General features: G+C 59.6%; 17 protein-coding genes. 10 read left to right on the top strand and 7 right to left on the bottom strand.

What is annotated here, in order from left to right; all coding sequences use genetic code 11:
• Position 1: 1 nt before the first annotated feature.
• Complete coding sequence (locus BMX55_RS09470; protein ID WP_245751358.1) at positions 2 to 409, bottom strand: DUF3717 domain-containing protein; 408 nt, start codon at positions 407 to 409, stop codon at positions 2 to 4.
• 49 nt (positions 410 to 458) lie between these two features.
• Here BMX55_RS09470 and BMX55_RS09465 point away from each other — a divergent pair, with 49 nt between their 5' ends.
• Genes BMX55_RS09465 through BMX55_RS09450 form a run of 4 tightly spaced genes read left to right on the top strand, consistent with a single transcriptional unit; the run spans position 459 to position 8402 of the window.
• Entirely contained in the window at positions 459 to 1997 is a 1539-nt protein-coding gene (locus tag BMX55_RS09465; protein WP_091456502.1) for a polyamine aminopropyltransferase, read from the top strand.
• Positions 1998 to 2008: 11 nt separating this feature from the next.
• On the top strand, positions 2009 to 5728 hold the full coding sequence (locus BMX55_RS09460; protein ID WP_091456499.1) for a PAS domain S-box protein: 3720 nt from the start codon (positions 2009 to 2011) through the stop codon (positions 5726 to 5728).
• Positions 5725 to 6717 (top strand): response regulator, encoded by a 993-nt coding sequence (locus BMX55_RS09455; protein WP_091456497.1) that lies wholly within the window; start codon positions 5725 to 5727, stop codon positions 6715 to 6717. Before BMX55_RS09460 ends, BMX55_RS09455 begins: the two co-directional genes overlap by 4 nt.
• An 8-nt stretch (positions 6718 to 6725) precedes the next feature.
• Positions 6726 to 8402, top strand: coding sequence for an FAD-dependent oxidoreductase (locus tag BMX55_RS09450; RefSeq protein WP_091456494.1), 1677 nt, complete (start codon positions 6726 to 6728; stop codon positions 8400 to 8402).
• 4 nt (positions 8403 to 8406) lie between these two features.
• On the opposite strand, the gene BMX55_RS09445 is transcribed toward BMX55_RS09450, so the two are convergent.
• Positions 8407 to 8949, bottom strand: coding sequence for a hypothetical protein (locus tag BMX55_RS09445; RefSeq protein ID WP_143059612.1), 543 nt, complete (start codon positions 8947 to 8949; stop codon positions 8407 to 8409).
• Between the two features lie 150 nt (positions 8950 to 9099).
• Between BMX55_RS09445 and BMX55_RS09440 the strand changes: the two genes are divergently transcribed.
• Both BMX55_RS09440 and map read left to right on the top strand, forming a co-directional pair.
• The gene (locus BMX55_RS09440) at positions 9100 to 9354 is read left to right on the top strand and encodes a ParD-like family protein (RefSeq protein ID WP_091456789.1); all 255 of its coding nucleotides are present in this window, start codon (positions 9100 to 9102) and stop codon (positions 9352 to 9354) included.
• Positions 9354 to 10148 (top strand): type I methionyl aminopeptidase, encoded by a 795-nt coding sequence (gene map, locus BMX55_RS09435; RefSeq protein ID WP_091456487.1) that lies wholly within the window; start codon positions 9354 to 9356, stop codon positions 10146 to 10148. Before BMX55_RS09440 ends, map begins: the two co-directional genes overlap by 1 nt.
• Here map and BMX55_RS09430 read toward each other — a convergent pair.
• Entirely contained in the window at positions 10122 to 11063 is a 942-nt protein-coding gene (locus BMX55_RS09430; protein ID WP_091456483.1) for a LysR family transcriptional regulator, read from the bottom strand. The two genes, map and BMX55_RS09430, sit on opposite strands and share 27 nt — an antisense overlap.
• A 115-nt stretch (positions 11064 to 11178) precedes the next feature.
• On the opposite strand from BMX55_RS09430, the gene BMX55_RS09425 reads away from it, so the two are divergent.
• Together BMX55_RS09425 and nfsB are read left to right on the top strand one after the other, a co-directional pair.
• Positions 11179 to 11880 carry a type 1 glutamine amidotransferase domain-containing protein gene (locus tag BMX55_RS09425; RefSeq protein ID WP_091456480.1) on the top strand — a complete coding sequence of 234 codons (702 nt, stop codon included), beginning with the start codon at positions 11179 to 11181 and terminating at the stop codon, positions 11878 to 11880.
• A 74-nt stretch (positions 11881 to 11954) separates the two neighbouring features.
• Positions 11955 to 12608 carry an oxygen-insensitive NAD(P)H nitroreductase gene (nfsB, locus tag BMX55_RS09420; protein ID WP_091456476.1) on the top strand — a complete coding sequence of 218 codons (654 nt, stop codon included), beginning with the start codon at positions 11955 to 11957 and terminating at the stop codon, positions 12606 to 12608.
• 1 nt (position 12609) lies between these two features.
• Here the strand turns inward: nfsB and BMX55_RS09415 are convergent, their stop codons facing one another.
• Positions 12610 to 13401: an exodeoxyribonuclease III gene (locus BMX55_RS09415; protein ID WP_091456786.1), complete on the bottom strand. Its 792-nt coding sequence runs from the start codon at positions 13399 to 13401 to the stop codon at positions 12610 to 12612.
• A gap of 10 nt (positions 13402 to 13411) precedes the next feature.
• Between BMX55_RS09415 and pyrE the strand changes: the two genes are divergently transcribed.
• Together pyrE and BMX55_RS09405 are read left to right on the top strand one after the other, a co-directional pair.
• The gene (gene pyrE, locus BMX55_RS09410) at positions 13412 to 14119 is read left to right on the top strand and encodes an orotate phosphoribosyltransferase (RefSeq protein ID WP_091456474.1); all 708 of its coding nucleotides are present in this window, start codon (positions 13412 to 13414) and stop codon (positions 14117 to 14119) included.
• Between the two features lie 56 nt (positions 14120 to 14175).
• Complete coding sequence (locus BMX55_RS09405) at positions 14176 to 14892, top strand: DUF4124 domain-containing protein (protein WP_245751367.1); 717 nt, start codon at positions 14176 to 14178, stop codon at positions 14890 to 14892.
• A 24-nt stretch (positions 14893 to 14916) separates the two neighbouring features.
• Here the strand turns inward: BMX55_RS09405 and gatB are convergent, their stop codons facing one another.
• From gatB to gatC, 3 genes are read right to left on the bottom strand one after another with little or no spacing between them, the layout of a single operon-like run.
• The gene (gene gatB, locus BMX55_RS09400) at positions 14917 to 16383 is read right to left on the bottom strand and encodes an Asp-tRNA(Asn)/Glu-tRNA(Gln) amidotransferase subunit GatB (RefSeq protein WP_091456471.1); all 1467 of its coding nucleotides are present in this window, start codon (positions 16381 to 16383) and stop codon (positions 14917 to 14919) included.
• 2 nt (positions 16384 to 16385) lie between these two features.
• Positions 16386 to 17885, bottom strand: a complete 1500-nt coding sequence (gene gatA / locus BMX55_RS09395) for an Asp-tRNA(Asn)/Glu-tRNA(Gln) amidotransferase subunit GatA (protein WP_091456467.1) — start codon at positions 17883 to 17885, stop codon at positions 16386 to 16388.
• Between the two features lie 6 nt (positions 17886 to 17891).
• Positions 17892 to 18191, bottom strand: coding sequence for an Asp-tRNA(Asn)/Glu-tRNA(Gln) amidotransferase subunit GatC (gatC, locus tag BMX55_RS09390; RefSeq protein WP_091456463.1), 300 nt, complete (start codon positions 18189 to 18191; stop codon positions 17892 to 17894).
• Positions 18192 to 18378: the final 187 nt, after the last annotated feature.

The raw sequence follows: 18378 nt of genomic DNA, 5'->3' as shown, positions 1-18378 counted from the left end.
ATCACCCCGCACTGACGGCTCGCTCGGCATAGCGGTTAAAGCGCCATGCCGTGCCTTGGGCCACAATGCGTCGCCACACTGCGCGCTTTTGTGCGGGGCTAAAGGCCAGCCAGTGCTGCACTTCGGCAAAGCTGCGGCCACAACCCTTGCATTCTTCATCTCCTTGGCTGGTAGAGCAAATGGCGATGCACGGGGTATCGGGGGTGGTGGCGTACCAAGCCAGCCATGCGCTGTGGGCTGCTGGAGGCAGTGCCGTTTCTTCGATGCCCTGCTGGCGTGTGAGTGCCAGCGTGCCATACACCTGTGCCAGCGCCTGCACGGCTGCTGGCAATGGCCCGCCCTGCATGGTGGGTTGCAAGGTGCGCCAATGGTTGATGGCTGCCTCAAGGTCTGCAATGTGGATCTGCACGGGGCCCCATGTTGGTATTAGTTGGCCATAATCTAGCGCAAAAAACCGGATGACCTCCAACACCCCCCCCCATACCGCCCCCCGCCCCATTGACATTGCCCTGCTGGCCAGCGTGTTTGTGGTGGCCGCTTGCGGGCTGCTGTACGAGCTGGCCGCCGGGGCGCTGGCGTCGTATCTGCTGGGCGATTCGGTGTTGCAGTTTTCCACCATCATTGGCACCTATCTGTTTGCGATGGGGGTAGGTTCTTGGCTGTCGCGCTACTTGGAGCGCCAATTGCCTGCCCACTTTTTGCGCATTGAGCTGCTGGTGGCGCTGGTGGGGGGCAGCTTGCCTGCCGTGCTGTTTCTGGCCAATGCCTATGTGCCGGGGGCGTTTCGTTTGCTACTGTACGGTTTGGTGCTGTTGGTGGGCACGCTGGTGGGGCTGGAGATTCCGCTGGTCATGCGCATTCTCAAGCGCAACGTGGCCCTGAAGGATTTGGTCTCGCAGGTGCTCACCTTTGATTATTTGGGGGCGCTGGCGGTGTCGCTGGCCTTTCCGCTGTTGTTGGTGCCGCACTTGGGCCTGATTCGCACTGGGCTGCTGTTTGGCTTGCTTAACGCTGCTGTGGGGCTGTGGGCCTTGTGGCTGTTTCGCCATGAACTGCGCCATTTGGCGGCCCATGCCTTGGCCTGTGCGCTGGTGCTGTTGGCCTTGCTGGCCGCCCTGTTAGGAGCCGATCACATCACCACCTTTGCCGAAGACAAGTTTTACCAAGACCGGATTGTTTTTAGCGCCGCCTCGCCCTACCAGCGCATTGTGGTCACGCATGGCAAAGCCGGGCACCGGCTGTTCCTCAATGGCAATCTGCAATTTGCCCAGCGCGATGAGTACCGCTACCACGAGGCGCTGGTGCATCCTGCCATGGCGGCCCACGGCGGCCCGCGCAATGTGGCGGTGCTGGGCGGTGGCGATGGCATGGCAGTGCGCGAGATCCTTAAATACCCTTCGGTGCAATCGGTCACGTTGGTGGAGCTAGACCCGGCCATGACGCGGCTGTTTACCGAGCACGAAACCCTAGCGCAGCTCAACAGCCACGCCTTGAGCGACCCCAAAGTCAAGGTCATCAACACCGATGCCTTTCAGTGGCTCCAAGACACGGCAGAGATGTTTGATGTGATCGTGGTGGACTTTCCTGACCCTACTAACTTTGCGATTGGCAAACTCTACACAAATAGTTTTTATGCCCTGCTAGAGCAGCGCCTATCGGCCAGCGGCTATGCCGTGGTGCAAACCACCTCGCCGTTGGTAGCGCGGCGCAGCTTCTGGACGGTGGTGCAAACCATTGAATCGGTGGGATTGCAAACCATGCCCTACCATGCCCACGTGCCCAGCTTTGGCGAATGGGGGTTTGTGATTGCCAGCCGCCGGCCTTGGCATCAGCCCGAAGCGCTGCCGCCGGGCCTGCAATTTCTGAGCTTGCCCACGCTGGAGCTATTGCGCGATTTTCCGCTGGATATGGCGCGTGTGCCGGTCGAGGTCAACCGCTTGTCTAACCAAGTGCTGGTGCATACCTACGAGCAGGAATGGGGGCAGGTAGGACATTGAGGGCGATTGTCATGTTTGATGCGTTTTTCTTGAGCGGTGCAGACAGCCCGGTGTTGCTGTGGCAGCAGCATGATCCGCGTTTGGTGGCTCTGTCTATCCTGCTGGCTGTTTTGGCATCGGTGATGGCGCTGCACATGGCCGTGCTCGCGCAACACGCCCAAAGTGGCGCTGTACGGCACATTGCCCTGCTGACCGGTGCGCTGGCGTTGGGGGGCGGCATCTGGGGGATGCACTTTGTGGGTATGCTGGCTTTTGCAGTGTGCGCACGCGGGCAGTTTGATGCCCTACAAACCCTGCTGTCTATGTTGCCCGGTCTGCTGGCCTCTTGGGCTGCACTGGCACTGCTGACACGCCCACAGCTGAGTGGGCGGATGTTGGTGGGGGGCGGTGTGGTGGTGGGGGCAGGCATTGGCACCATGCACTATTTGGGCATGGCCGCTTCAGAGATAGCCCCGCTGATGCGCTATGACCCTTGGGGCTTTGCCCTGTCGATTGTGCTGGCTGTGCTGCTGGCGGTGGTGGCGCTATGGGCCCACTTTGGGCTGCAACGCCAGTTGTGCTGGCCGCTTTGGCAAAGTAATTTGCTCGCTGGTGCGGTGATGGGGTTAGCGATCTCGGCCATGCACTACACCGGCATGAATGCCTTGCGCTTTACCAGTAGTGCGATGGATATGCCTGTCTCTGGCAACCAGAGCAGCCAGTTGTTGTTGGCGTTGGCCGTAGCGGTGGTTACGGTGTTTGCTGGGGCGCTGGTGGTGGCTATCAATGTGGGGCTACGTTTTCGGCAGCTATTTTTAGAGGCGCAGCGCAGCAGCTCGCGCCTGCGCGCGGTGATGGACACTGCCATCGATGGCGTCATCATGATGGATGGGCAGGGCATCGTGCAGTCCTACAACAGTGCCGCCGAGCGTATTTTGGGCTGGATGGCTGCTGAGGTGCTGGGGCGCAATATCCACATGCTGATGCCTGAGCCGTACCACAGCGCCCATGATGGCTACCTGCGCCACCATCTACGCACTGGCGAAGAGCACATCATTGGTTTTGGGCGCGAGGTAGAAGCGCTGCACAAGGATGGCACTTTGGTGCCGATCCGTTTGGGAGTGGGCCGGGTGCAGTTGCCGGGGCCACCGTTGTTTGTGGGCTTTTTAAGCGATATCCGCCAGCGCCGTGCCGTAGAAGCCTCGCTGCGTGAGAGTGAGGAGAAGTTTCGCTCGCTTCTCCGCAACATTCCTGGTGTGACGTTTCGTGCCCGGTTGGACGTCGATTGGAGCCTGCTGTTTATCAGCGATGCCATCCAAGTATTGACGGGCTGGCCTGCCGCTGACTTTTTGGCCGGACGCATCCGCCTTGCCGCACTGATCGTTGCGCAAGATCTGCCCACCGTACAAGCTACGGCACGCCAAGCTATCTTGCAAGGGCAGGCTTTCCAGGTGGAATACCGACTGCGCCACCGCGACGGCTCGTTGCGTTGGGTCTCGGGCACAGGTCGGGGCGTGAGCGATAGCTGTGGCAAAGTCCAATGGGTGGATGGCGTGCTGCTCGATACCACCACCCAACATGCCCGTAATGCCGAGTTTGAAAGCACCGTGCGGGCCATGTCGCGCTCGCAAGCGGTGGTGGAGTTTGACTTGCAAGGCCGGGTACTGACAGCCAACCCCAATTTCTTGAACTTGACCGGCTACTCTCTGGCGGAGATCGTGGGCCAGCACCACCGCATGTTTTGCACTCCAGACTATGTGCAAGACCCCTCCTATGGGGCTTTGTGGGCGCGCTTGGCGGGTGGCGATATTGCCACAGGCGAGTTTTCGCGCTTGGGCAAGAATGGTCGCCAAGTTTGGATTTATGCTACTTACAACCCGATTTTTGACGCCGAAGGCCAGCCGTTCAAGATCGTGAAGTTTGTTACCGACCTGAGCCTGCGCCGGGCGATGGAGCAGGAATTGCGCCAAGCCAAGGAGCGGGCTGAACAGGCAGCGGCGGCACGCAGTATGTTTTTGGCCAATATGAGCCACGAAATCCGCACTCCCATGAATGCCATCATTGGCTTTACGCAGGCGTTGCAAGACTCGCCACTGGATGCAGAGCAGCGGCGGCACTTGGGCACGGTACACCATGCGGCGCGCTCTATGTTGCGCTTGCTCAATGATATTTTGGATACCGCCAAGCTCGAAAAGGGCGCAGTAGAGCTGGAGTTGACCGATTTTTCATTGCGCGAGCTGTGCGCGCAAATTTTGGCTTCGTTGCGCATCAACGCCCAGAGCAAAGGGTTGGCGCTGGTGCTGGACTATCCCAACAGCGTTCCCGATATGTTGCATGGCGATGCACTGCGCGTGCAGCAAATTTTGGTCAACCTGCTGGGCAATGCCATCAAGTTTACCGAGCAGGGCCACGTGACGCTGCATGTGGTTTACCACGATGGTGTGCTGGGCCTAGAGGTGCAAGATACCGGCATTGGTATTGCCCCCGATAAGCTAGAGCGCATTTTTGCTCCCTTTGCGCAAGCCGATGCCTCCACCACGCGCCGCTTTGGTGGCACCGGGTTGGGCACCACGATTTCGCGCCAACTTAGCGAGCTGATGCAGGGCAGCATCAGCGTGGTCAGTACCTTGGGCCAAGGTAGCACCTTCAAGGTGCACCTGCCGCTGCCGCTGGGCAAAACCAGCGCCCCAGCCCCGGTGGCACAAGGCAGCAGCTTGCGCCCGCTGCACATCTTGGCCGCAGACGATATAGCGCACAACTTGGAGCTGCTGCAACTGACTTTGGCGCGCAGTAACCACCAAGTCACTTTAGCTCATGGCGGTGAAGAGGCTGTGGCGCAGTTCATGCAAGGCCAGTTTGATTTGGTGCTGATGGATTTGCAAATGCCCGGCGTAGATGGGCTGCAAGCCACGCGGCGTATCCGTGCCTTTGAGCAGGCGCAGCAGCGCCGCCCAGTGCCCATCATTGCCCTGTCGGCCAGCGTGCTAGAGCAAGACCGGCGTAACGCTCTGGCCGCTGGCATGGATGGCTTTGCCGACAAGCCGTTAGAACCCGTGCGCCTGCAAACAGAAATGGCCCGTGTGCTTGGTATTCGTCCAGTGTCTAACCCGGTGGTGGTGGCACCGTCGCCTCTGCTGCTGGCCGCTGTGGGCACCGAACCGGCCATCGATTGGGAGAGGGGACTGCGCCTGTGGACGCGCATGGATGTGCTGCGCCACGCGCTAGAGCGCTTCTTGCAAGAGCAGCAAAATACCCCAGCCACCGTATTGGCGCTGCTGGCCCAGCAAGACTGGGCGGGCCTGCTGGCTACGGCCCATCGTTTTGGCGGGGCTGCTGGCAATTTGGCCTTGCTGCCCTTGCACCGTCTGGCCCAGCAACTAGAGCAGGCTGCGCAGCAGGCCGATGCCCCGCGCGCCCAAGCGCTGGCGCTGGCCTTGCCTGAAACGCTGATGGCAGCGGCCCAAGCGCTCCAGCAGGCTGCAGCGCCCACTCCCGATCTCTCGGCTACGGCCAGCCCGCTGGATGTGCAGCAACAGGCACAGGTATTGCAGGCACTAGAGCAGTTGCGTACCGCTCTAGCCCAAGCCGAGCTGTCTGAAGCACCGCTACAAACCTTAGTCCAATTGCTGCCCGCCCTGATGCTAGAGCCGCTGCAACGGGCCATTGACCATTTTGATTTTGACCAAGCTCAGCGCTGCTTGGACACTCTGCGGGTACAACTAGCGCATGCCACCGAGGAAGTAACCCCATGAACCCCGCTCCAGACCACCGTCCGCGCCTGTTGCTGGTCGATGATGAACCGACCAATCTGCAAGTGCTGCGACACCTATTGCAGACCGACTACCGTTTGCTGTTTGCCACCGATGGCACCCGCGCCCTAGAGATTGCCCGCCAGCAGCACCCCGACCTGATCTTGCTGGACGTGATGATGCCCCAGCTGGATGGCCACGGTGTCTGCCGGGCCCTCAAGCAAGACCCTTGCACCGCCACTATTCCGATCATTTTTATCACTGCCCTGACCGACCACGACGACGAAGCGCGTGGGCTAGAGATGGGCGCAGTGGACTACATCATCAAACCCATCAGTGGCCCGGTGGTACGCGCCCGCGTGCGCACGCATCTGTCGCTGGTACACATAGACGAGCTGCGCGAAACGCGCTTGCAAATTGTGCAACGCCTAGGCCGCGCGGCGGAGTACAAAGACAACGAGACCGGGATGCACGTCATCCGAATGAGCCACTTTGCCCAGCAACTGGCGCTGGCCGCTGGCTACAGCCCGGCTTGGGCCGAAGACTTGCTCAATGCCGCCCCCATGCACGATGTGGGCAAAATTGGCATCCCCGACGCCATCTTGCGCAAGCCCGGCAAGCTCGATGCCCAAGAGTGGGACGTGATGCGCAGCCACCCCGATATCGGCGCTAAGATTATTGGTGAGCACCCCGGTGGGCTGCTGCAACTGGCCCATTCCATTGCCCTTAGCCACCATGAAAAGTGGGATGGCAGTGGCTATCCGCGTGGCTTGGCCGGCGAGGCGATTCCGATAGAGGCGCGCATCGTCGCGCTGGCCGATGTGTTTGATGCCCTCACTGCCCGACGCCCCTATAAAGAGCCTTGGAGCCTTCAAGATACGCTGGCCCATATCCAAGCCCAAGCGGGCCAACACTTTGACCCGGTACTAGTGCCCTTGTTTGTAGCGCTGGTGCCCCAATTGCTGGAAATCCAACAGCGCTGGGCCGACTGAGCACCGCCATGCAGCGGCGTCACTTTATCGCCAGTACCGCCTTGGCGGGCACCGGGCTGGCAGGTTGCCAGCCCACACCCGTGCAGTTGCCCGGTGGTTTTACCGGCGTGGACATGCAGCGTGGCCATGCGCTGCGCGAGCGTTTGAGTGCTCCCCTGCCCACACCCAGCACCGTGCGCCGCACCCAAGTGTTGATTGCTGGGGGCGGCATGGCTGGGTTAGCGGCAGCGCGTGCGCTGCGGCTGGCTGGCATCACAGATTTTGCGATGCTTGAACTAGAAGACCAGCCCGGCGGCAACAGCCGGGGCGGCACCGTGGGCGGTATCGCCTGTCCGTTGGGTGCTCACTACCTGCCGCTGCCCGGCGACGATGCCCAAGAAGTGCAAGACCTGCTGGAAGCGCTGGGCCTGCGCCAGCGTGTGGCCGGGCGTTGGCAATACGACGAGCGCCACTTGTGCCACAGCCCACAAGAACGGCTGTTTTTTCAGGGAGGCTGGCAAGAGGGCCTGCTGCCGGTGCAAGACGTAGCGGCCAGCACGCTGGCCCAATACCGCCAGTTTGCCCAAGCGGTAGAGAGCATCAGCCAACAAGCACGCTTTGCCATGCCTGCCCTCAAGACATGGCGGGCGCACCAGCCTTTGCACCCCATCCACCAGCAACTCGATGCTCTACCCTTTGCCCAATGGCTAGCGCAGCAGGGGCTTAACGACCCGCATTTACGCTGGTACCTCGATTATTGTTGCCGCGACGACTATGGCGGGGGCACGGCACGGGTCTCGGCTTGGGCGGGCATCCACTACTTTGCCAGTCGGCATGGCTTTCATGCGCCGGATGATAGTGCCGGGGCCGAGCGCGAAGGTGTGCTCACTTGGCCCGAAGGCAATGGCTGGATCACCCAGCGGCTGGCGGCACCGTTGCACACCAGTGGCTTATTGCACACCGCCACTTCAGTACTGCGCATCGAAGAAGGGCGTCACGCCGTGCAGGTCGATGCGTGGAACCATGCCACGCAAGCCGTGGAGCGTTGGCAGGCGCAGCGCTGCATTGTCGCGCTGCCGGTGTTTATGGCCGCTAAGGTGGTGCAGCAGCCACCCAATTTTTTACGCCACGCTGCCCAAGGCTTGCGCTGGGCACCGTGGCTGGTCGCCAATATCCACCTAGAGTCACCACTGCAAGACCGCCCCGGCGCTGCCCCGGCTTGGGACAACGTGCTTTATGGCGATGCCAACGCTGGCGGGCTGGGCTATGTGGATGCGGGCCACCAGCGCCTAGACCCGCGCCCGGCTCCCACCGTGCTTAGTTACTATCAAGCCTTGGGTGATCTGCCCGATGGCCGTGCCCAACTGGCGCAACGCCCATGGACGCACTGGCGTGATGCCATCTTGCACACCTTAGATGTGCCACACCCCGACTTGCGCCAGCGCGCCCTGCGCATGGACATCACCCGTTACGGCCACGCTATGAGTATTCCGGTGCCCGGTACGCAGCAGTTGCTGCGCCAGTGCAGCCAGCCCCTGCCAGCGGGCCAAAGCAGCGCCCGTGTGAACGGAGAACGCACGGTGCTGCTACCCATGCCCGCCACCGCCCGCTTGGCCTTTGCCCACAGCGACTGGTCAGGCTACTCGGTGCTAGAAGAAGCCTTTACGCGCGGGCACCATGCCGGGTTGTGGGCCAGCCGTTCGTGAAGCTTTAGGCGGACTGGGGCAGGCTGTGCAGCAGCTCTAGCGGCACGGTTTGCGCCGCGATTTGGCCGTTACCATCGCGTAGCAGCGGGCACAGGGCCATATCAATGCCGTGGCTGGTGTGGAAGGCAGCCACCAAATACTCTTGGCGGCCATCTGGATGCACCAAGGGGGTGCTGCCCTCTACCGGAGCGGCTTGCTCTTGCAACGCCAGAGCTGCCGGAAACAGATGCAGGGCCAGCACCACCGGGCCAATCTGCGGCAGCAACGTAGCGTACTCGCGGCTCGATGGCGTCAAGCTGGCCCGTATAAACGCGGGCAACTTGCCCAGCGCCTCGTCAGACGCATGAAAATTGCGCATGGCCTGCACACCAGCCCCGGCCATGCGGCAACTCTGGAAATCCTGCCCTTGGGTGGGTTGTCCGACCAGAAACAGCGCAGGATCGAGTCGGCCATCACGGGCCAGCAGGGCATTGGCAAGGCCCACGCAATGGGCATAAGCGGCCTGCAACAGGCCAGCAGAAGGTTGAAAAGTAGGTGTCAATGTCATGGAGCGCAACCTTACCAGTTTGTCTGGTGCCGTAGCGCTGCCCAAGCGCTGGAGAGTTGCCCCCAACTCAGCGGCACGCGCAGCTATCGGGATCGCATAAATTTATATGATTTGTATATAATATATATACGTTTCATATAAAGGTTGCTGATGGGGATCGTCAAAATTTCAGATCTGATGCACGAGAACTTACGCGTGGCGGGCAACGCCCTGAGCCGGTCTATCAATGCGCAGGCAGAGCACTGGATGCGGGTTGGTATGCTGACCGAGATGCACCCGGAGTTAAACCACCGGGAAATCTGCCAATGGTTGATACGGGCTGAGCTTGCCGGGGGCCTAGACATCACGATGGCGGTTACGGGCCAGCTTGGCACGCCCAGCGCACCCTCCACAGAAAAGCACTAATGGCTCGCGGTATTCCCATTCACTCCGCCCAAAACATCCAAATGGCGCGGCGGGCTGGTCAGTTGGCCGCAGAGGTTTTGAGCATGATAGAGGCACATGTGGTGCCGGGGGTAAGCACCGAGACGCTTGACCGAATCTGCCACGATCACATCGTGAATGTCCAAGGGGCCATTCCTGCCAATGTGGGGTATCTTGGATATCCCAAGACCATCCTTACCTCGGTCAATCAGGTGGTTTGTCATGGCATCCCTTCACCCGCCAAAATTTTAAAAAAGGGTGACATCCTCAACATTGATGTGGCTGTGATGAAGGATGGTTGGTTTGGCGACACCAGCCGTATGTACTTTGTTGGAGCACCGAGCACCTTGGCTCGGCGCTTGGTAAATACAACATACGAAGCCTTGCTGGCTGCCATTGGGCAGGTTAGGCCCGGAGCGACGTTGGGTGATATTGGCCATGCCATCCAAGCGGTTGCTCAACGCGAGCATTTCAGCGTAGTGCGGGAATACTCTGGGCATGGTATTGGTCAGGTTTACCACGATAAGCCGCAAGTGCTGCACTATGGGCGGCGCGGAGAAGGGCTTCAGCTGGAGGTAGGAATGGTTTTCACCATTGAGCCAATGCTTAACGCAGGCCGATGCGAAACGAAAGAATTGGCCGACGGATGGACAGTCGTGACCAAAGACCGGTCTTTGTCCGCCCAGTGGGAACACATGGTGGCTGTCACACCTGAGGGATGTGAAGTGCTGACTGTTTGGCCCAGTAGCTCAGCTACTGCCTACGCACCGGTTTGATGGCCGAACCGCAGCTTTGGCAAGGTAATCAACAAAGGCACGTACCCGTGCAGACAAGTGCCGGTTCTGCGGATACAAAACATAAAACGGCCTGCATCTACCACCTGCTGCTTGCATAACCTCCACAAGTTGCCCAGACCGCAACGCCTCGTCTGCCACAAAGTGGTAAAGCTGAAACAGGCCCCCGCCCGCGATGGCCCAGCCCAATCCCGCTAACACGTCCTCGTGCACACGTCGGCGGCTCTTGAACGTGAAATCAATATCCTCACCGTTGGCCCCACGAAAGATCCAAGGTACAGGCCGCCCTGTGCTGGGACGCAGAAACTGGATCAGATCGTGTTGATGCAGCTCTTCGAGTGTTTGGGGCTTACCGTGGCGTTTGAGGTATTCTGGCGCGCCAAAAACGCCCACGCTGGCGTCTTCCAGTTTGCGGGCTACCAACCGCGAATCGCGTGGCTCGCCTAAGCGGATGGCCAAGTCGTAGCCATCGGCGACGAAGTCGATATTGCGGTTAGAAACGTTCAGCTCCACCTCCACGCCGGGGTAAGCCGCCATAAAGGCAGGCAACAGTGGTACCAGCCGGTGGTGTCCGTAGACCGTGCCCACACTGATGCGCAATAGCCCCTTAGGCTCACTTTGCTGGCCGGTGATGGCACGCTCGGCCTCGGCAATCTGCTCCAGCGCCTGTTGGCATTGAGTGTGATAGAGCGCGCCGTCGCTGGTAAGCCGTACGCTGCGCGTGGTGCGGGTGAACAGCCGCACGCCCAAGCGCGTCTCTAGTCGGCTGATGGAGCGGCTCACCGATGCCGGTGTCACGCCCAATAACTCGGCTGCCGCCGTAAAGCTGCCCAGTTCGGCAGCTTTGCAAAACAGCTCGATGCTGCCTAGCTGCACAGGATCAAAAGTTCGGCTCATTTGTTCATTAGAGTAATCAAAGTTGTTCCATCAGACCTATTTGTCAACAGCAAGGGAGTCAATATAGTCCTTGTATCGCACTACGTTGACGTTCGACCGACTGAAAGAACACTACATGACTCCCCGCATTCTGATGATCGTTACCTCCAATGCCCGCCTAGGCGACACCGGCAAACCCACTGGCTTGTGGGCTGAGGAGTTGGCTGTCCCGTACTACGCGCTGGTGGACGCTGGCGTTGAAGTAACCTTGGCTTCGCCCGCTGGTGGCCCGACACCCATCGATCCGGGCAGCCTCAAGCCCATGGGCGAGAACGACCCAGTGGTCGAACGCTTTTTGGCCGATGCCGCATTGCAAGCACGCATCGCGGCCACATCCAAGGCCGCCGATTGGGATGGCGCGCAGTTTGACGCTGTATTTTTTCCTGGTGGTCACGGCACGATGTGGGATTTGCCCCATGATGCTGGCGTCACCCGCGCGGTCGAGCGCGCCTTTGCTGCACGCAAGCTGATTGCCTCGGTTTGCCACGGAGCTGCCGGTTTGGTCACGGCCCTGCGCCCGGATGGTCAGTCCATCGTGAAGGGCTTGCGTGTCAACGCGTTCACCGACGCCGAAGAAGTTGCCGTGGGTTTGGAGACAGTGGTGCCTTTCTTGTTGGAAACCCGTTTGCGTCAACTGGGTGGAAAGTTTGAGGGCGCGGCCAACTGGCAGCCCTTCGCTATCCGCGACGGCCAGTTAATTACCGGCCAGAATCCCCAGTCTTCGCATCTGGTAGCGCTGGAATTACTGGCCGCGTTACGTGGCGTTGCCCAAGGCTGATGCAACCTCTTAGATAAAACCAGCGGCAAGATACGTCTCAAATCATTTTGCTCCCTCTTTAAGGAAACAACACCATGCGCCTCTCCGATATTGCCAAGACCCGCTACACCAGCAAAGCCTTTGACCCAGCCCGCAAGATTCCTGCCGATACCTTTGCAGAGCTTGAAACCCTGTTGCGTTATGCGCCCTCGTCGGTCAACTCACAGCCGTGGCATTTTTTGATCGCCAGTACAGAAGAAGGCAAGGCGCGCATCGCCAACGCCACGCAAGGTGGGTTTGCCTACAACGCGCCAAAGATCACGAATGCCTCGCATGTCATTGTTTTTTGTACCCGCCACGCCTTGGATGAGCAGCATCTCTCGGCAGTCTTGGAGCAGGAAGGGCAAGATGGGCGATTTGCCACCCCAGAGGCCAAGGCGGGGCAGCACAAGGCGCGCAGCTTCTATGTCCAGCAGCATGTGGAGCAGGCCAAGGATGTACAAGTCTGGATGGACAAGCAACTTTATTTGGCTTTCGGCACCTTGCTGCTGGGCGCTGCCACGCTGGAGATTGATGCCTGCCCCATGGAAGGCTTTGACGCCCAAGTGCTTGATGAAGAACTGGGCTTAAGTGCCAAAGGTTTGCGCAGTGTCATCATCGCCAGCTTGGGATACCACAGCAGCGAAGACTTTAACGCGACACTGCCCAAGTCTCGATTGCCAGCGCAAGCGGTGATTTCGTACCTCTGACTTACAGCGAGAAGCCATACTCCACCGTCAGCGGCGCATGGTCGCTAAAGCGTTGCTCTTTGTAAACGCTGGCGGCGTGTGCCTGCGCCGCCAGCGCGGCAGTTGCCAACTGGTAATCAATGCGCCACCCCACATTGTTAGCCCAAGCCTGCCCCCGGTTGCTCCACCACGTATAGGCTTCGCCCGTAGTGTCGGGGTGCAGGTGGCGGTACACATCCACCAGCCCATCGCGCTCTAGCAAATCTGTCATCCAAGCGCGCTCTTCGGGCAGAAAACCGCTGTTTTTCAGGTTGCCTTTCCAGTTTTTCAGGTCGATGGGCTGGTGGGCGATGTTGACATCACCGCACAAAATGAACTCGCGCTCAGCACGCAAGCGCATCAGGTGCGGATGAAAGCTCGCCAAAAAGCGGAACTTGGCTTGTTGGCGCTCCTCGCTGCTGGAGCCGCTAGGAAAGTACACGCTCAAAATGGAAAATTTGTGTGCAGGTGTGTCAAAGCGCAACTCAATGCAACGGCCTTCTGCGTCAAATTCTGGGTCGCCATAGCCGATGCGTACCTCGCTGGGTTCGTGCCGGGTGTAAATGCCTACGCCAGAGTAGCCTTTTTTCTCAGCATAGTGAAAATACCCCTGCAATCCGGCCAAGTGGTCGAGCTGGCCTTGCACATCAGCGGCTTGCGCTTTGATTTCCTGCACGCAAATACAATCAGCACGCAGGGCGGCTATCCATGCTTCTAGGCCCTTGCGGGTGGCCGAACGCAGGCCATTGAGATTGAGGCTGGTTAACTTGAACAAGGAATTTCCCATGGTGGTTGGTAGCGCCCAGGCGCAAGACAAGGGCCTTCTGGCACAAGAGTTTGTGGGCTTTGCAGTGGAGGCGGGCGTGTTGCGCTTTGGCGAGTTCAAGACCAAGGCCGGACGCCTCAGCCCGTACTTCTTCAATGCTGGGTTGTTTGACGATGGCGCCAAAATGAGCCGTCTGGCGCAATTTTATGCAAAGGCCATTTTGGCCAGCGGCATCGAGTTTGATATGGTGTTTGGCCCGGCTTACAAGGGCATTCCGCTGGCCGCCACTGTGGCAGTGGAGCTGGCCCGCGAAGGCCGCAACGTGCCCTTTGCTTACAACCGCAAAGAAGCCAAAAACCACGGCGAAGGCGGCACGCTGGTAGGTGCCCCCTTGCGTGGGCGGGTGTTGATTGTCGATGATGTGATGTCTGCTGGCACTGCAGTGCGCGAATCCATTGCCCTGATCCAGTCCGCCGGTGCTACGCCCTACGCAGTAGCCATCGCTTTAGATCGCCAAGAAAAAGCCACAGAGAATGGGCATGATGTAGATCACAGTGCCGTGCAGTATGTGCGTGACCAGCTCGGTTTACAAGTCTGCACCATTGCCCAGTTGGCCGACTTGTTGCAATATCTGCAAGCCGGTGGTGGCTCCGATATGGCCAGCCACCACGAGCGAGTCTTAGCTTACCGCCAGCGCTATGGTGTTACTGAAGGAGCGTCCGATTGAACTTGCGCACACACTTGCCCAGAGGCACCCCTGTGCTGCGTGCAGTGCTATGGGCCATGTTGGCAAGTGGCTGTGCTCCGTGGGCTTGGGCGCAAGCCCTGGCCCCCAATGTGGCCGGTATTTACAGCTGTATTGACGCCCAAGGGCGGCGTCTTACCGCCGACCGGCCCATTCCCCAATGCATAGACCGCGAGCAGCGGGAGTTAAGTCCGTTAGGCACCGTGCGCCGGGTGATTGGCCCGACCCTGACCGAGTATGAGCGTACGGCCTTAGAGGCACAACGGCGCAAGGAACAAGAAGAGCGTGCCCAACAGGCCGAAGAACGCCGCCGCGAGCGCGCCCTGTTGGCCCGCTATCCAAGCCAAGCCACCCACGATGCTGAACGCACCGAAGCCATTGTGCAGCTTGATCTGGTCAGTGTGGCGGCGAGTAAGCGTATTCAAGATCTGCAAGAGCAGCGTAAGGCCTTAGACCTAGAGATGGAGTTTTATCGCCGCGATCCCATTAAGGCACCGATGTCGCTGCGCAGGATGCTGGCAGAAAACGAGGCCAGCATGCTAGAGCAGCAGCGCTTTATTGCCAACCAAGACCGAGAAAAACGCCGCGTCCACCAACGCTTTGATCTGGAACTGGCCCAGTTGCGCCAACTGTGGGCCACCCAACGTGCGCCACTGCTACCCCCATCTACCCAAGCAGGCGTACTACCACTGGCCCCCACAGTGCCCGCAGGCGCTGTTTACATGACCCCTCGCCCCCTTGCTACTTTGCCATAGCGTGGGGGACAGGAGTAGCCATTCTCAGGCTAGTTTGGCCTTGAGTAGATCGTTGACCTGCTGCGGGTTGGCTTTGCCCTTGCTTGCTTTCATCACCTGACCGACCAAGGCGTTAAAGGCTTTGTCTTTACCAGCGCGGTATTGCTCGACGTTGGCGGGGTTGGCGGTAATGACTTCGTCGATGATTTTTTCTAGTGCGCCAGAGTCGTTCATTTGACGAAGGCCCAACTGGTCAATCATTGAGCTAATACCTTCAGGTGCAATAAATTGCAGCCCACGTTCCCAGACGTGATTGAACAAGGTCTTAGCGCCGCTAGTGGAGAGTTGACCATCTACAATTTGTTTGATGACTACTCCTAGGTCGGAAGCTCGAACCTTTTTAATTGCTTGATCGATTGAAAGCTCCTCCGCATTCATTCTGCGGGAGAACTCACCCATCACCCAGTTAGAGGCCAACTTGGGCTGGCCGCAGGCTTTGGCCGTCTCTTCAAAATAAGCGGCCATGCCTTGGCTTTGCGTCAACGTGGTGGCGTCGTACTCTGGCAGGCCGTAGTCGGCGACAAAGCGGGCTGCCATAACGCGCGGCAACTCCACCATCTCGGCGCGCACCTGCTCCACCCATTCTGGCGCTACCACCAGCGGCGGCAGATCGGGGTCAGGGAAGTAGCGATAGTCTGCGGCGTCTTCCTTGGTGCGCATGGCACGGGTTTCGCCGGTGTCGGGGTTGAACAACACGGTGGCTTGTTGGATGGCGTGGCCATCCTCGATCTGGTCGATTTGCCAGCGGATTTCGTAGTCGATGGCCTGCTGCATGAACTTGAACGAGTTCAGGTTCTTGATCTCGCGGCGCGTGCCCAGCGGCTGGCCGGGTTTGCGCACCGAGACGTTGGCATCGCAGCGGAACGAGCCTTCTTGCATATTGCCATCACAAATGCCAATCCACGTGACGATCTTGTGCAGTTCTTTGGCGTAAGCCACGGCCTCTTCGGTACTGCGGATATCGGGTTCGGTCACGATCTCCAGCAGTGGCGTACCGGCGCGGTTGAGGTCAATGCCCGATTGGCCGATAAAGTCTTCATGCAGCGATTTGCCCGCGTCTTCTTCCAAGTGGGCGCGTACCAAACGCACGGTTTTCTTTTCTTCACCGAGGAAGAATGAAACCTCGCCACCCTGCACCACCGGAATTTCAAACTGGCTGATTTGGTAGCCCTTGGGCAGGTCGGGGTAGAAGTAGTTTTTGCGCGCAAAGATGCTGCGCGGTGCAATCTGCGAGCCTAGCGCCAAGCCAAGCTGAATAGCGCATTCCACCGCTTTGCGGTTCATCACCGGCAGTGTGCCGGGCAAGGCCAAATCGACGGCGCAGGCTTGGGTGTTGGGCTCAGCGCCAAAGGCGGTGCTGGCGCGGCTAAAAATCTTGCTGTTCGTGGCAAGTTGGGCGTGGGTTTCAAAGCCGATCACGACTTCGTAGCCCTGGATGAGTTTGGCAGTCACGGTCAGAAACCCTCTGGCTGGCGCAGGTGAAAATCAGTGGCTTGTTGCAGGCAGTGCGCTGCATTGAGCAGGCGCGCCTCTTGGAAATAGTTGCCAATCAGTTGCATACCCACTGGCATTTGGCCTTCGCCAAAGCCCACGGGCACGCTCATGCCGGGCAAACCGGCCAGCGAGGCAGGCAGGGTAAAGATGTCGGCCAGATAGTCGGCCAGCGGGTCGCTGCTGTGCTCACCCAGCTTCCAAGCCACGCTGGGGGCCACTGGCCCAGCAATCACATCACACTGCTGGAAGGCTTGCTGAAAGTCGTCGGCAATCATGCGGCGGATTTTTTGCGCCTGCAAATAGTAGGCGTCGTAGTAGCCGTGCGATAGCACATAGGCCCCGGTCATGATGCGGCGCTTGACCTCATCGCCAAAGCCTTCGGCGCGGGTCTTTTTGTACATATCTTCGAGGTCGGTAAAGTTTTGCGCGCGGTGGCCAAACTTCACGCCATCAAAGCGGCTTAAATTGGAGCTGGCCTCGGCCGGGGCAATGATGTAGTAGACCGGAATGGACAGCTCAGTGCGTGGCAAGCTGATGGGCACCAGCTTGGCACCAAGCTTTTCGTATTCTTTCAGCGCAGCATCCACCGCAGCACGCACATCGGCGGCCAAGCCCTCGCCAAAGAACTCAGCCGGGATACCAATGCGCAGGCCCTCCAAGCTATCGTTCAGGCGGGCGCTGAAGTTTTCAGCGGGCAAGTCGATGCTGGTGGAGTCGCGATCAAGGTCGGGGCCGCACATGGCCGAGAGCAACAGGGCGCAGTCTTCGGCGCTGCGGGCCATGGGGCCAGCTTGGTCGAGACTAGAGGCGTAGGCGATCATGCCGTAACGGCTGGCGCGGCCATAGGTAGGCTTGATGCCAGTGATGCCGCAAAACGAGGCCGGTTGGCGGATGGAGCCACCAGTGTCAGTGCCGGTCACGGCGGGGGCCAGTCGTGCGGCCACGGCCACAGCGCTGCCACCGGAGGAGCCGCCGGGCACGCGCGTGGTGTCCCAAGGGTTGCGCACCGGGGCGGGGGCGTTAAAGCCCACCGGGGCCACGGCAGAGTTCTCGTTAGCCGAGCCCATTGCAAACTCGTCGCAATTGAGCTTGCCCAAGGTGACAGCACCGGCTTGGGCCAAACGGCTGACCACAGTGGCATCAAATGGCGACTGGTAGCCCACCAGCATTTTGGAGCCAGCGGTGGTCGGGAAATCGCGGGTCACAAAGATGTCTTTGTGGGCGATGGGCACGCCCTCTAGCGGGCCAGCGGTGCCAGCAGCCAAGCGGGCATCGGCAGCGCGGGCTTGGGCTAGCGTGGCTTCTTCATTCAGGGCCACATAAGCGCCCAGATGCTGGTGTGCGTGGCTGCGGGCCAGAAAATGCTGGGCTACTTCGGTGGCGCTGACGCGCTGCTGGCGCAGTTCGGCAGCCAATGCCGTGACGCTCAGGTCGTGCAGGGGGGAGTGGGAGAGGGTCATGTGGGCTTACTCAATCACTTTGGGCACCAAAAACAGGCCGTTTTCTACCGCCGGAGCGCTGCGCTGGTTGGCCTCGCGCTGGTTGCTTTCAGACACTACATCCTCGCGCAGGCGCAGGGCGATGTCTTGCACGACGGCTACCGGATGGGCCAGCGGCTCGATGCCAGTGGTGTCGACGGCGCGCATTTGCTCCACAATGTCAAAAAAGCCGTTGAGTCGGGTGAGCATACGCTCGCCTTCTTGCGGGCTAAGTTCAAGCCGGGCCAGATGGGCGATGCGGCTGATGTCCTGGGGGGTCAGTGCCATAGCGAGAACGTAATCAGAAACCAGAGGTAAACCTGTACTTGCTTTTAAGGGCTTAACAAGCTATTTACAGGGGATGCGGTATTATCCCGCCTTTGCCGCGATACCCTGCCCATCATCGGTCATTGTGCAAAAAAGAGCCACTCTAGACCCCATATACACCCCGCAAACAGCCGGCGACTGTAGGCCG

The organism is Giesbergeria anulus (genome assembly GCF_900111115.1).
GTDB classification, from domain to species: Bacteria; Pseudomonadota; Gammaproteobacteria; order Burkholderiales; family Burkholderiaceae_C; genus Simplicispira; species Simplicispira anulus.
The sequence above is the reverse complement of the archived record's forward strand: the minus strand, read 5'-3'. Positions and strand labels throughout refer to the sequence as shown.